The organism is Streptomyces sp. NPDC058955, assembly GCF_042741435.1.
Classification (GTDB): domain Bacteria; phylum Actinomycetota; class Actinomycetes; order Streptomycetales; family Streptomycetaceae; genus Streptomyces.
In genome coordinates this window covers 61,948-74,842 of record NZ_JBHYKM010000009.1, presented here as the reverse complement: position 1 = coordinate 74,842, position 12,895 = coordinate 61,948, and the positions used below count along the sequence as shown (strand labels likewise).

Below are 12,895 nucleotides of genomic sequence, written 5' to 3'. Positions count from 1 at the left end.
CTCAGCTCAGCCCAGGCAGATACATCAGCTCGGCTCGGCCCAACCCAGCTCAGCTCAGCCCAGGCAGGTACATCAGCTCGGCTCGGCCCGGCTCAGCTCAGCCCGCGCCGACTGCGCGCGTTGATCTCGGCGGCGCGGGCGCGGAGCTCGCGCAGGGGTGTGGCGAGCTGGACGTCGCCGGGCTCGGCCTCCCACTCGTCCCCGCCGTGGACGGCGCGGATGAGGAAGCGCCCGGAGGCGCTCCGCACGAAGAATCCGACCCGCCCCGTGGCGGTGTCGCGGACGAGGTCGCCGACCTCGGGCACTGGCTGCACGCAACGCCTCCGTCCCGTTCCGCATGCTGCATGGGGACACCCAGGGAAACGCGGAGACCCCGCCCTGTCAACGTATCTCTAGAGATGTCCCCCGATGGATGGATCGCGAGGGCGGGACGGCGCACACGTGTGCACCCTGGCCGCGGGGAGCCCCTTAGGGTGTCCCGCAGACGAAGGGAGTGGTCCACCCGTGACTGACCAGGAGGGCACCCGTCGGCCCAAGTACCAGCGCATCGCCGACGAGTTGAGGTCGGCGATCCAGTCCGGCGACTTCGCGCCGGGCGACCGGCTCCCCGGCGAGAACGACCTCATGTCCACCTACGAGGTGGCCCGGATGACCGCCCGCCAGGCGCTCGCGGTGCTCCGCGGGGAGGGCCTCACGGAGGCCCGCAAGGGCGCCGGCGTCTTCGTCCGGGCCTTCCGCCCGCTGCGCCGCCGCGGCGTCCCGCGCCTCGCCGGCGAGGGCTGGGGCGGCGGCCGCTCGGTCTGGGCGGCGGAGATCGAGGACCGGGCCCTCGTCGTGGACCAGGTGACCGTGGCGGAGGAGGAGGCGGGGCCCCGGATCGCGCACGCCCTGAACCTGGCGCCGCACGACCCGGTGTGCGTCCGCAGCCGCCGCTTCGTCCTCGACGGCCGGCCGGTCCTGCTCTCCGTCTCGTACCTCGCCGCCGACCTGGTCCGCGGCACCGCCATCACCCACCCGGACACGGGCCCGGGCGGCACGTACGCCCGCCTCGCCGAACTGGGCCACCGCCCGGTGCGCTTCCGCGAGGAGCTCCGCTGCCGGATGCCGACGGCCGACGAGTCCGGCCGCCTGACCCTCCCCCCGGGCACCCCGGTGGTCCTGATCGGCCGCACGGCGTTCACGGAGCCGGGCAGGCCGGTCGAGCTCAACGAGATGACCCTGGACGCGTCGTCCTACATCCTGGAGTACGACTTCGACGCGTGACTCACGCCTCCCGGGCCGCGGGCACCCCGCTCGCCTCGCCCCCGGCCGGCTTCGGCTGCCCCGCGCTCCCCTGGAGATCGGCACCGACCTGCCCACCGAGCGTCATCACGTTCAACGTGGCGGCGTTCTCGTTGGCGATGGCCTTCTCGACCCGAGCGACCAGCAGCCCGAACGCCTCCCGCTTCGACAGCTCCCGATACGGTCCGACCCGCGCCTCGAAGTAGATCCGCTCGTGCCCGAGCAACTGCTCGGTGGACCGGTAGTTCTTCCACTGCTCCCGGTACCGGTAGACGCTCTCCAGCGACACGGCGGCAACGACGACCACACTCAGCACGGTCGCGGTCACCCGCGCGAACCCGGCATCCAGATTCACGAACACCGGCACCAGCGCCCCGCCGACGACGGAGACGGTCCGCATGCGCAGATGCATCGCCTTCATCCGCGTCGCCTTGACGTCGTACCACTCCTGATACTGCGCCAGCCGCTGCTCGACGTACCGCTGCGCCGTCATGTCCCCCGCGCCCACGCCGACTTCGGGCGCATCCCCCACCTCAACCATCCCCGCAGTACACCGACCCCCCACCCCCCACGTCAACTCACCACCCGAGCCCCCGAAAACGGCACGCGACGCCCCCTCGAACCGACCGCGGAATGTCACGCACACGAACCGAAGGCCCAGCCAACGACAACCCCACAAACCTCCGCCAGCCGAACCATTCGCGCCCGATGCCCCCCACCGACCGCACCCGATCGGCGTTCCACCTCATAAGTGCCGTCCTCGGCAAGCAGAACCAGCACGTGGCAGTCACCCTCACCGCACTCGGCCAGCCGCTGGAGCAGCAGATACTGCCTCTCCCCCAGCGCGGCAAGCATCCCCTCGACGGCGGGCGCGTCAGGGTCGCGCACCACCCTCCCGTCGTCCGGCACCGCCACGAGCCCGACCGGCGCGAGCCCGTCCCGCCGCCGCCCCTCCTCGATCCACCGCTTCTCCTGCGCGGTCAGCACCGGCGGAGGAATCGGGGGACCGTCGGGGTTGTAGACGGCGATCGGATCACCCGACCCCGACCACACCCCCACCGCCCACAAGCGGTACACATACACACCGCCCCCCTCCACCGGCACCGCCATGGTCGCCGGCGCGGGACCCGGTATACAACGCCCCACGTCCTCCCCGTACGGCCCGCCATGAAACACGGCATGCATCCACCCCTCCGGCGGCCTCCCGGCCACATCGAAGACACCCTCCACCGTCCCCCCTCCCTCCAGCTCAGCCATCGACGACGAAGGCCCCCAGCCGTGATCGACTGGGGGCCTTCGTGCTGGTGGGCGCGGACGGTTTCGAACCGCCGACATCTGCTTTGTAAGAGCAGCGCTCTACCCCTGAGCTACGCACCCTTGGGAGAAGGCAACAGCCTACACGGAGGGGCTGGGCGGATCGCAAACGCGTATGCGAGGGGGGTGGGGCGCGAACTGATCGGGTCGTGTGTTCGTCCTCAGGGGGTGGGAGAATGGGCGTCCGGACGGCCGGGCACTTCGGAGACAGCGCGGGAGAGGGACGTGGCGAGCGATGTGAGGGGTGGGGCGGCGTCCAGGGGCGGGTCGGTGGTGGGGCTCGTGCTGGTGTTGCCGGTGCTCGTCGGCGCGCTGTTGCCGCAGTCGTTCGCCGGTGGGGGCGGTCGGCGGTGGTTCGGCGGGGGGCGTCAGGAGGGGCAGCGGGCCGAGGCGCAGGCGGCGAAGGACGCGGCTGCCGCGGCGTTCTACGAGCTGGACACCGCCCAGCGGGGGCTGCGGATCACCATAGAGACGATCACCGCCGTCGACGGGTCCCCCGAGGCCCAGCGGGTCGTCGAGCAGTTCGAGGCGCTGGGGCGGCGGATCGACGAGGTGTCGCACGCGTACATCTCCGCGGTCGACGCGCACGATCTCGATCGGGACGAGCTAGACGCCGGGACCGCCCAGCGGGCCCGGGGCGAGCTGGTGCGCGCCCGGGAGGAGCTGGAGCGGGTCAAGGGGGAGCTGGACCGGTTCGAGAGCGGGCTGGCGCCGCTGCTCGGGCGGGCCGAGACCCAGCTGGCACGGCTCGCGCCCGCCGTGGAGCGGGCCCGGCAGGCGCTGCGCGGGGCGAGCGAGGCGCTCGACTCCGTACGCGGGAAGGGGCTGCGGGCGGACGACCTGGCCGCGCGGCTCGCGGCGCTCGGGCCCGAGCTGACCCGGCTGAACGAGGGGGCGGGGCGGCACGGGGTCGCCGAGACGCTGGAGCGGGCCGACCGGGTGCTGCGGGACGCCGAGGCGGTGCGGGCCGAGGCGGAGCGGCTGCCGGAGCGGGCCGCGGAGATCGACAAGCGGCTGGTGTCGCTGCGGACCCGGGCCGAGGCGCTGACGACCCGCGCGGAGGCCGTCGAGCCGGTCCTCTCCGAGCTGCGCCGGCGGTACTCCGCCGCCTGCTGGCAGGACCTCCAGCATGTGCCGGAGCAGGCCGCCGGAGCCGTACGGCAGGCCGAGGAGCGGCTCGCGGAGGCCGCCGCCGCCCGGGGCGAGCAGCGGTGGCCGGACGCGACCGCGCTGCTGTCGACCGTACGGGCGCTGCTCGACACCACCGGGGAGGCCGTGTCCGCGGCCGGTGACCGGCTGCGGCGACTCGACGCGGTCGCCAAGGACCCGAAGGCGGAGACGGACCGGGCGAGGTTCGCGGTGCGGGACGCGCAGCGGCTCGCCATGGAGGGCCGCAGCCGGCCCGATCCGCGGCACGCCGGGCCGCTCGACCAGGCCGTGGCGCGGATCGAGCGGGCCGTGGAGGGGCTCGAAGGGCGCCACCCCGACTACTGGCACTTCCTGATGGAGCTGGAGGCCGTACGGGCCGAGGCCGCCCGCGTCGTCGCCGCCATCCGCGAGGAGCGCGGCGCGGGGGCGCACTGACCACGGCGCGGGGGCCCACCGACCACCGTTCATGGGCCCACTGGCCACCCTGAAGGGGCCCCTGGCCATCGCGCGTGGGCCCATTAGCCTAGGCCCATGCCTCGTTACGAATACCGCTGCCGCACCTGTGGTGACACCTTCGAGCTGAGCCGGCCGATGGCCGAGTCCTCGGCGCCCGCCTCGTGCCCCGTCGGGCACGACGACACCGTGAAGCTGCTGTCGGCCGTCGCCGTCGGCGGGACGGCCACGGGTGGTCCCGCGGCCCCCGCCGGCGGTGGTGGCTGCTGCGGCGGGGGCTGCTGCGGCTGACCCTCAGGACAGGGCCGCTGCCCTGAAGCGGCGGAGGATCTCCTCGCCCGCCGCGACGCCCCGCTCCGCGAGGACGTCGAGGTGGGGGGCGGTCCAGTCGGAGTCGGCGAGTTCGCCGTGGCCCGGGCGCCAGGCGCGGTCCGCGGCGAGCAGCAGGTCGGCGTCGAGGAGCGAGTCGCCTGCGGCGAGGGTGAGCGCGGCGCCGGTGCGCCGGGCCACCTCGCGGACGGCGGCGCTCTTCGTCAGCGGCTTCGGCACGGCGTACACCTTGCGGCCCTGGAGCGAGACCGTCCAGCCGCGGTCGCCGGCCCAGGCGCCGAAGCGGTCCAGCCAGTCCTCCGGGAGCCGTTCCCGCTCGACGACCAGGTAGGCGAAGAGGTCCTCGGCGACCCGGTGCTTGCGCACCCAGGAGAGGTCCGTGGTCGCGGTGAGGTAGGCGCGGATCTCGGAGAGCGGGGCGCACTCCTCGGCGAGCCTGCGGACGACGGAGGCGTGCCAGTCGGCGTCGGTGACGCCGTCGACGAGGATGTGACCGCCGTTGGCGCAGATGGCGTACTTCGGTGTGCTGCCCGGGAGTTGGATGCGCTGGTACTGCTTGCGCGTGCGGGTGGTGGTGGGCACGAAGACGGCCTCGGCGGTGAGCCGCGCGAGGAGTTCGGCGGCCTCCTCCGTCATGTACGAGAGCGGCTTGGACTCGTGGACCTCGACGCACAGCAGCCGGGGTGCCTGGGCGTCGGGCATGCCGAGGGCGAGGGCCGCGGTCGAGTAGATGAGGGTGCGGTCGAGGTCGCTGGCGACCAGCGTGGTGGTCGAGGGCGTGCTCATCGGGACACCACCGCCTTGCCGTCGGCGCCTGTCGCACCCCTGGTGTACTGGGGGTGGATCAGGCCGACGCAGGTGTACGGGAGGTCGTCGACCTCCTCCACGGGGACGCCGCGCTGTTCGGCGAGGAGGCGCACGTGGGCCAGGTCGGCGCCGGCGCCGCGCTGCGCGAGGATCTTCCAGGGGACGCGCCGGAGGAGGACGCGGGTGGTCTCGCCGACGCCGGGCTTGACGAGGTTGACGTCGTGGATGCCGTACTCCTCGCTGATCCGCTCGACGGCCGCCCAGCCCTCCCAGGTGGGGGTGCGGTCGGCGGCGAGGAGGTCCTTGACGTCGGTGTCGACGGTGTCGGCGACCTCGTCGAAGCGGGCCTCGACGGCGTCGAGGAAGGCGTTCGAGACGTCGACGGCGGCCAGGTCGCGGTAGAACTTGGCGCCGTGGAAGTCGGCCGCGCCGACCAGGTCGGAGCGGAGCACGGTGCGCGATATCAGGCCGGAGACGGTGGAGTTGAGGCAGGCGGAGGGGATGAGGAAGTCCTCGCGGGTGCCGTAGGTGCGGACGCAGGAGCCGGGGTCGGCGAGGACGGCGATCTCCGGGTCGAAGCCGGCGAACTCCTCGGACTCCCGCAGGGCGGCGGCGAGTTCGCGGGTGATGGCGCCCTTGCCGGTCCAGCCGTCGACGAAGACGACGTCGGCCGGGTCGTGGTGGGCGGCGAGCCAGCGCAGGGCGTTGGCGTCGATGCCGCGGCCGCGGACGATGGAGACGGCGTAGTGGGGCAGGTCGAGGCCGTGGCGGTGGTGCGCCCAGCGGCGCATGAGGACGCCGACGGGGGTGCCGGCGCGGGCGAGGGAGACGAGGACCGGGCGGCCGGACTTCTCGGCGAGGACGGTCTCGGTGACGGTGCCGACGGCGTGGGCGATGCGGGCGGCGGAGGTCTCCAGGGCGGCGTGGAAGAGTTCCTGGTAGCGGGCGCTGGGCTGGTACTCGACGGGCAGCGACTCGGCGTAGTGGGCGCCGCCGCGCTGGATGGCTTCCTCGCGTTCCTCGGTGGGCGCCTCCAGCTCGACGTCCGAGAGGTCCTGGAGCAGCCAGCCGACCTCCTCGGGGGCGTACGAGGAGAAGGCGGGGCCGCGGAGGGGCTCGGGCAGCATGGAGCTCCTTTCGGGAGCTTCGGATCCGATCGCTTCGGATTCGGTGGCGGCGACCGGTTCGACGGCCGCCCGCGGTTGCGGTGCGTACGAAGGGACGACGGCCAGGACGACGTGCGGGATGTGGGCGGCGAGCTGGGCCAGCAGGCCCTCGGGGGCGTGCAGCTCGGGGGTGTCGGCGGTGGAGTCGACGACGGCGACGACGGCGTCGTAGCCGCCGCCCGCGACGTTGTAGGCGTAGCGCTCGCCGGGGCCGTCGGCGGGGTCGTCGTGGGCGGGGAAGACGAGCCGGGTGCGGATGGCGTAGCCGGGGTCGTCGACGGCGAGGACGGGTGAGCGGGTGGTGGTGGAGTAGCGGACGTCGAGGCCGGCGTCCTCCAGGGCGCCGGCGAGCCGCAGCGGCGCGTACATCAGCTCCTCGAAGCCGAGGACGAGGACGCGGGGGGCCTCGCCGCCGGGGGTGTCGTCCGCGCTCACGTCCAGCGCCTCGGTGAGGGCCGCCGTCATCGCCGGCAGGGCCGCCTCCAGGCGGGCGCGGTGGGCGGGGGTGAAGCCGTGCCGGCCGCCGTCGGGGAGGTCCGCGGGCCAGTCGAGGTCGACGCGGACGGGGGTGGCGACGGCGGCGAAGCCGCCGCGGGAGCGCGGGGCGGGGACCGTGCCGGGCGCGGGCTCGTGCCGGGCGACGAGTTCCTGGCCCTTCTCCAGGACGCCGGCGGGGAGGCCGACGGTGCCGGCGGCGAGGCTGACGAGGTCGACGCGGGCGCCGATCTCCTCGGCGAAGGCGGCGAGGCGGTCGCGGTCGGCGGGGCCGCGCATGTCGACCAGGGCGACGACGACGTACCGGTCGCGGGGGTAGCGCTCGTGGAGGCCGCGGATGGTGTTGAGGACGGTGTTGCCGGTGGAGAACTCGTCGTCGACGAGGACCAGCGGTCCCTTGCCCGCCAGCAGCTCCGGGTCCTCCGGGAGCAGCAGGTGGGAGGTGGCGTGCGAGTGGGACTCCTCGAAGCCGCCCGCGGTGGTGACGCCGGTGACGGGGCGGCGGGTGGAGTGGAGGTAGGGGGCGGTGCCGAGGCCGTCGGCGACGGCGTGGCCGAGGGCGGTGGCGGTCTCGGCGTAGCCGAGGACGACGGCCCGTGCGGCCTCGTCGGGGCCGAGGAGCTCGCGGACGCGCAGGCCGAGGCCGAGGCCGGAGCCGTAGACGACGGAGGGGTGCTGCGGCACGTGTTTGCCGAGCACGCTGGAGACGAGCAGGTGGGCCCGCTTGGGGTTGCGGCGCAGGGCGAGGCCCAGGAGGGCGGTCAGCTCCTCGTCGCCGGCCAGCTCGACGCCGAGCCGCTCCGCGACCCATGTTCCGGTCCACACCACGTCGCCGCAGTCCTTTCGTCAGCCGGCGAGGCCGGCGGTGAGCAGTTCCACGAAACCGACGTCCTCGCGGGCGACGCCGAAGACCTCGGCGCGGACGAGGGTGCGCTCGGCCCAGGCGCGGTGCGGTTTCACTTCGTTCATCTTGTTGGTGTAGGCGGAGCGGAGCACTCCGCCGCCGTCCTGTTCGGGCCGGAGGATGTCCTGGGCGTCGCTCCACTCCTCGTGGCTGACCACGGACAGGGCGTGGACGGGCAGCACGTGGGTGGGGTGGATGCAGGTCTTGCCGAGGAGGCCGTTGGCGCGGTCGAGCTCGATCTCGCGGAGCAGGCCGTCCATGTCGTGTTCGATGAGGGCGGTGCGCAGGTCCTCGGCGCGGCCCTCCAGGAAGGGGCTGCGGCGCAGCTGGGGCTTGAAGATGCGCTCGCCGGGGCGGAAGTACTCCCAGACGGGGCCGGTGATGGTGAAGCCGGTGCCGTCTGCTCGGCCGAGGACGTTGACGACGTCGGCGATGACGTGGGCGACGACCTTGACGTCGTACGCGGTCATGTCGGGCGAGCGGCGGAGTCCGTAGGCGGAGCAGAAGTCGGTGACGCCGAGGCGGAGGGCGAGGACGCGGTCGCGGTACTTGTCGGTGACGGAGGCGATGCCGGCGAGGGTCTCGGCCCGGGTCTCCAGGTGGAGGAGTTCTGGGGACTCCAGGACGGGCATGGCGTAGAGCCGGCGTCCGGCGGTGCGCTCGGCCCGGGTGAGGGCGTCGAGGAAGGCGCTGCCGCGGGTCTCGGTGAACTTGGGGAGTACGAATCCGGACAGCAGGCCGACGGTGTCGCCGAGGCGGGTGACGAGGTCGGTGATCTGGCGCGGTTCGCGGACCCGGATGAAGAGGAGCGGGACGTCGGGGCCGTCGGCGCGGCCGTCGGCGAGGTCGCGGAACTGGTGGACGAGGTTGGCCTCGCCGGCCTCGACGTCGGCGTCGCTGATGGAGTCCTCCAGGCAGAGGACCATGGAGACGACGCCGCGGGCGGCCTGTTTGCGGATGTCGTCGGCGAGCCGGGGCCGGGTGGCCGGGCTGTAGAGGGTGGCGCCGAGGGCGACCGCGAGCGTGCGGGCGGGCGAGTCGGCGGTGAACTCCGCCGGCTCGCGGTGGAACAACCCGCTCCGTACCGCGGAGGGGATGTGCCCGAAATGACGCATGTAAGTCCCCCGTCTGCTTGCCTGGGCCCTGACGACATGTGGCCGGTAATAGTACGTAGGTGCGGGTGTCCGTAGTTCCCACTCCGCATGAAATCCAGGTAACTCGTCCCCGTCGGCCCCTCTCCCCTCCTCCGGCCACCGCTCCGATTCCGTCAGGTGTACGACGCCGCTCCGCTTCCCCCGGTGCCCCCGCGTTGTCCCGCGGTCGGGCAGGAGGGCAGGATGGCCGTCATGACGCACGCGATGCTGAAGGGCTCCAACGTCCCTCTCGACACCGCGGCCGTACGGGCCGTGCTCCGCTGGACCCCGGGCCCCGGGGTCCCCGACGTGGACGCCTCGGCCCTGGTCCTCGGGCCCGACGGGCGCGTCCGCTCCGACGAGGACTTCGTCTTCTACAACCAGCCGCGCCACCCCTCGGGGCTGGTGCGGCGGCTGCCGAAGAAGCGGGTCGCGGAGGTGCTGACGGACACGGTCGAGGCCGATCTCGGCGCGCTCGACCCGTCCATCGACCGGGTGGTGCTCGCCGCGTCCTCGGACGGCGGCACCTTCCGCGCGGTGACGGACCTGCGGATCGCCCTGTACGACGCCGCGGCCGGGGACGGGCGGGAGCCGCTGGCGCTCTTCGACGTGACGGCGGAGACCGGCGAGGAGACCGCGGTCATCTGCGGCGAGCTGTACCGCCGGGGCGAGGGGTGGAAGTTCCGCGCGGTCGGGCAGGGCTATCCGACCGGCCTGGTGGGCCTGGCGACGGACTTCGGCATCTCGGTCGACGAGGCGCCCGACGGGGCGCCCGCGGGCGCCGAGACGGCCGCCGGGGCCCCCGCGGACCCGGCCGCCGAGACCGCGCCCGTCGACGCCGGCGAGGCGGGTACGGGCTCCGCGCCGCACGCGGACCCCGACGCGACCGTCGTCCACACCCCGAGGCCGCCGTCGCCGCCCGTGCCGCCGATGCCCGACCGGGCGCCCGCCTACGGCTACCCGCAGGCCCCGGTGCCGGGCCCGGGGCCCGCGTACGGCTATCCGCAGCCGGTGCCCGCCGGGGGCGGCCCGGAGCCCGTCCAGGAGTTCCGGATGCCGCCGATGGGGCCGCAGTTCCAGCGTCCGTGACGGAGGCGGCGGCGCCGGCGGGGCCGGTAAGCCGCCGGGGGACGCGGTCACGTCTTCGACTTGTAGCCGCGACCCCACTGGAGGCCCCAGCCGTAGAGGCGGTCCAGCTCGGCCTGGAAGCCGTAGACGAACCGCACCTCGCGCCGGACCAGCAGCTCGTCCTTGCTGTTGTCCACGGAGAAGACGGCGCAGGAGCGGGCCTGCGGGGCGCGCTCGTCGAGCTCGATCTCGATCCGGGGGCCGTTGCTCGGGTAGAGCGTGATCTTGGCGTGGGTCCGGTCGAAGGCCGGCGTCTGGTCGTAGATGTACGCGAAGAAGAGCAGCCGCTTGATCTCGTCCTTGTGGTCGAGATTGACGAAGATCGTCTCCCCTGAGGGGGCGCCGAACCGGTCGTCGCCGCTGAGCTTCACGTACGGGGCGGCGTTGAGGTCGCCGAAGAAGCCGCCCAGCGGCTGGACGACGCCCTTGCTGCCGTCCTTGAGCTCGTAGAGGCAGCCGAGGTCGAGGTCGACGTTGACCATGCCCTGGGTGTGCGCCTGGACGACCTCGGGCTTGAAGAACTGGGCCGGGTTGCGCAGCAGCCGGCCGCTCTGCCGGGAGCGGCCCTCGATGTCGGAGGTCCGCATCCGCCAGGAGAGGTTGACGCGGAGGTTGCCGGTGGCGCCGCCCTGTTTGGCGAGCGAGACCGAGGGGCGGCGCCTGGTCAGGTCGATGGTGTGGGACGCGCCCACCCCCGTGTCGAAGGACGTCGTCCGCCCCGGAATCAGGTTGTCCCAGAAGGCCATCGGGCCCCCACCCCCCACATCGGTCGCCTTGCCCGGCCGTCACGCGCCTGCGGGGCGACCGGACGGGCCGGTCGCCCCGCAGGGAAGCGTTCCTCATTGTCCCCGGTGTCACACCCCGTGGCGGGGCGCACACCAGGGTGCAGGGTGTCACACCCCGGAGCTCACCTCGGCCTTGTCGTCCGAGGAGCCGGAGCCGCCCTCGGCCGCCGCCAGCGCGCGGTTGCGGCGGACGGAGGACCAGAAGGACCAGGCGATCAGGACGACGCCGATGAGGCCGGTGATGACCTCGTTGATCTCGTACTGGATGGTGATCAGGAGCAGCACCGCGAGGGCGCCGATGGCGTAGTGCGCGCCGTGCTCCAGGTACACGTAGTCGTCCAGGGTGCCCTGCTTGACCAGGTAGACCGTGAGCGACCGGACGTACATGGCGCCGACGCCGAGGCCGAGCGCCATCAGCACGATGTCGTTGGTGATGGCGAAGGCGCCGATGACGCCGTCGAAGGAGAAGGAGGCGTCGAGGACCTCCAGGTAGAGGAACATGAAGAAGGCGGCCTTGCCGGCGAGCTGGACGGCGGAGACCTTCTTGCCGCTGCGCTTGGCCTCTTCCTCGGCCTCGTGCTCGCGCTCCTCTTCCTCCTCCAGCTTGTTCTCGAAGAAGCCGGAGAGACCGCCGACGACGAGGTACGTGATGAGGCCGGCGATGCCGGAGATGAGGACCGTCTGCGCCTTGTCGACGTGGGCGCCGCCGTGCTGGTGGGCGTGGGTCGCGAAGGTCATCGAGGTGACGAGCAGGACGATCAGCGCGATGCAGACCGACAGCATGTCGACCTTGCCGAGCTTGGCCAGCGGGCGCTCGATCCAGCGCAGCCACTGGATGTCACGGTCCTCGAAGATGAAGTCGAGGAAGATCATCAGCAGGAACATGCCACCGAAGGCGGCGATCGACGGGTGCGCGTCGGTGACCAGTTCCTGGTAGCGGTCCGGTTCGTTGAACGCCAGGTCGACCGCGTCGATCGGGCCGATCTTGGCACTGATCGCGACGATCACGACGGGGAAGACCAGTCGCATTCCGAACACGGCGATCAGAATGCCGATGGTGAGGAAGATCTTCTGCCAGAAGGCATTCATCTTCTTCAGGATGCCGGCGTTGACCACCGCGTTGTCGAAGGAGAGCGAGATCTCGAGGATGCACAGGATCGCGACGATCCCGAACGCCTCCCACCCCCCGTAGAGCACCGCGGCGACCAGGCCGAGCGCGGTGATCGCGAACGACCAGCCGAAGGTTTTCAGAAGCACTGCCTACCCCATTGTGTGATAACGCGGCTTTACGAAACGTTGACCCCGAAGTCTAGAGCGATGCCCCGCAGTCCGGACGCGTACCCCTGGCCGACCGCGCGGAACTTCCATTCGCCGTTGTAGCGGTAGAGCTCGCCGAAGATCATCGCGGTCTCGGTGGAGGCGTCCTCGGAGAGGTCGTAGCGGGCCAGTTCCTGCCCGTCCGCCTGGTTCACCACCCGGATGAAGGCGTTGCTGACCTGACCGAAGGTCTGGCCGCGGTTGTCGGCGTCGTGGATGGAGACCGGGAAGACGATCTTGTCGCACTGGGGCGGCACACGGGTGAGGTCGACGATGAGCGACTCGTCGTCCCCGTCGCCCTCGCCGGTGAGGTTGTCACCGGTGTGCTCGACCGAACCCTCGGGGCTGCGCAGCTGGTTGTAGAAGACGAAGTACTCGTCGCCGAGGACCCGGCCCGCCTGGCACATCAGGGCGCTGGCGTCGAGGTCGAAGGGGGCTCCGGTGGTGGACCGCGCGTCCCAGCCGAGGCCGACGAGGACCTTGGTGAGATTGGGTGCGGCCTTGGAGAGGGAGACGTTGCCTCCCTTGGCGAGCGTGACGCCCATGGTGTTCGGTTCCTCCCCGGTGGTTGCTGCTGCCATGAGGCACGTGCCGGGGGGGGGGGGGCGCGGGGGCGGGGGGGGGGCCGGGCGC

At 72.6% G+C, this 12,895-nt stretch carries 13 protein-coding genes and 1 tRNA gene; 4 read left to right on the top strand and 10 right to left on the bottom strand.

The features are described from left to right. Positions 1-92 precede the first annotated feature (92 nt). Complete coding sequence (locus tag ACFW1I_RS06570) at positions 93-314, bottom strand: hypothetical protein (RefSeq protein WP_384666636.1); 222 nt, start codon at positions 312-314, stop codon at positions 93-95. A gap of 190 nt (positions 315-504) precedes the next feature. Here ACFW1I_RS06570 and ACFW1I_RS06565 point away from each other — a divergent pair, with 190 nt between their 5' ends. Beyond that, complete coding sequence (locus ACFW1I_RS06565) at positions 505-1,263, top strand: GntR family transcriptional regulator (RefSeq protein WP_384666634.1); 759 nt, start codon at positions 505-507, stop codon at positions 1,261-1,263. Position 1,264: 1 nt separating this feature from the next. Here ACFW1I_RS06565 and ACFW1I_RS06560 read toward each other — a convergent pair whose 3' ends face one another. From ACFW1I_RS06560 to ACFW1I_RS06550, 3 genes are all read right to left on the bottom strand, one after another. Then, entirely contained in the window at positions 1,265-1,822 is a 558-nt protein-coding gene (locus tag ACFW1I_RS06560; protein WP_384666632.1) for a DUF4231 domain-containing protein, read from the bottom strand. Between the two features lie 95 nt (positions 1,823-1,917). Then, a complete protein-coding gene (locus ACFW1I_RS06555) occupies positions 1,918-2,511 on the bottom strand; it encodes a hypothetical protein (protein WP_384666630.1) in 594 nt (197 codons plus the stop codon). 72 nt (positions 2,512-2,583) lie between these two features. Then, positions 2,584-2,658: transfer RNA gene (locus tag ACFW1I_RS06550), tRNA-Val, on the bottom strand. Positions 2,659-2,865: 207 nt separating this feature from the next. Here ACFW1I_RS06550 and ACFW1I_RS06545 point away from each other — a divergent pair. Continuing rightward, on the top strand, positions 2,866-4,179 hold the full coding sequence (locus ACFW1I_RS06545) for a hypothetical protein (RefSeq protein ID WP_384666628.1): 1,314 nt from the start codon (positions 2,866-2,868) through the stop codon (positions 4,177-4,179). 96 nt (positions 4,180-4,275) lie between these two features. After that, positions 4,276-4,488, top strand: coding sequence for a zinc ribbon domain-containing protein (locus tag ACFW1I_RS06540; protein WP_384666626.1), 213 nt, complete (start codon positions 4,276-4,278; stop codon positions 4,486-4,488). Between the two features lie 3 nt (positions 4,489-4,491). Here the strand turns inward: ACFW1I_RS06540 and ACFW1I_RS06535 are convergent, their stop codons facing one another. From ACFW1I_RS06535 to ACFW1I_RS06525, 3 genes are read right to left on the bottom strand one after another with little or no spacing between them, the layout of a single operon-like run. Further along, positions 4,492-5,313 (bottom strand): HAD family hydrolase, encoded by an 822-nt coding sequence (locus tag ACFW1I_RS06535; RefSeq protein WP_384666624.1) that lies wholly within the window; start codon positions 5,311-5,313, stop codon positions 4,492-4,494. Next, positions 5,310-7,823 (bottom strand): phosphoribosyltransferase, encoded by a 2,514-nt coding sequence (locus ACFW1I_RS06530; protein ID WP_384666622.1) that lies wholly within the window; start codon positions 7,821-7,823, stop codon positions 5,310-5,312. Before ACFW1I_RS06530 ends, ACFW1I_RS06535 begins: the two co-directional genes overlap by 4 nt. An 18-nt stretch (positions 7,824-7,841) precedes the next feature. Next, a complete protein-coding gene (locus tag ACFW1I_RS06525) occupies positions 7,842-9,014 on the bottom strand; it encodes an HpcH/HpaI aldolase/citrate lyase family protein (RefSeq protein WP_384666619.1) in 1,173 nt (390 codons plus the stop codon). A 231-nt stretch (positions 9,015-9,245) separates the two neighbouring features. On the opposite strand from ACFW1I_RS06525, the gene ACFW1I_RS06520 reads away from it, so the two are divergent. Then, a complete protein-coding gene (locus tag ACFW1I_RS06520; protein ID WP_384666702.1) occupies positions 9,246-10,121 on the top strand; it encodes a TerD family protein in 876 nt (291 codons plus the stop codon). 47 nt (positions 10,122-10,168) lie between these two features. Here the strand turns inward: ACFW1I_RS06520 and ACFW1I_RS06515 are convergent, their stop codons facing one another. The 3 genes from ACFW1I_RS06515 to ACFW1I_RS06505 form a co-directional block, all read right to left on the bottom strand. After that, on the bottom strand, positions 10,169-10,906 hold the full coding sequence (locus ACFW1I_RS06515; RefSeq protein ID WP_384666618.1) for a Tellurium resistance: 738 nt from the start codon (positions 10,904-10,906) through the stop codon (positions 10,169-10,171). Between the two features lie 147 nt (positions 10,907-11,053). Continuing rightward, a complete protein-coding gene (locus ACFW1I_RS06510) occupies positions 11,054-12,202 on the bottom strand; it encodes a DUF475 domain-containing protein (protein ID WP_346169889.1) in 1,149 nt (382 codons plus the stop codon). A gap of 29 nt (positions 12,203-12,231) precedes the next feature. Further along, entirely contained in the window at positions 12,232-12,807 is a 576-nt protein-coding gene (locus tag ACFW1I_RS06505) for a TerD family protein (RefSeq protein ID WP_030495316.1), read from the bottom strand. Between the last annotated feature and the right edge of the window lie 88 nt (positions 12,808-12,895).

Excerpts from the sequence above, each read along its gene's own strand:
- ACFW1I_RS06560 (WP_384666632.1), bottom strand. The coding sequence starts at position 1,822 with ATGGTTGAGGTGGGGGATGCGCCCGAAGTCGGCGTGGGCGCGGGGGAC.
- ACFW1I_RS06540 (WP_384666626.1), top strand. The coding sequence starts at position 4,276 with ATGCCTCGTTACGAATACCGCTGCCGCACCTGTGGTGACACCTTCGAG.
- ACFW1I_RS06535 (WP_384666624.1), bottom strand. The coding sequence starts at position 5,313 with ATGAGCACGCCCTCGACCACCACGCTGGTCGCCAGCGACCTCGACCGC.
- ACFW1I_RS06525 (WP_384666619.1), bottom strand. The coding sequence starts at position 9,014 with ATGCGTCATTTCGGGCACATCCCCTCCGCGGTACGGAGCGGGTTGTTC.
- ACFW1I_RS06520 (WP_384666702.1), top strand. The coding sequence starts at position 9,246 with ATGACGCACGCGATGCTGAAGGGCTCCAACGTCCCTCTCGACACCGCG.
- ACFW1I_RS06515 (WP_384666618.1), bottom strand. The coding sequence starts at position 10,906 with ATGGCCTTCTGGGACAACCTGATTCCGGGGCGGACGACGTCCTTCGAC.
- ACFW1I_RS06505 (WP_030495316.1), bottom strand. The coding sequence starts at position 12,807 with ATGGGCGTCACGCTCGCCAAGGGAGGCAACGTCTCCCTCTCCAAGGCC.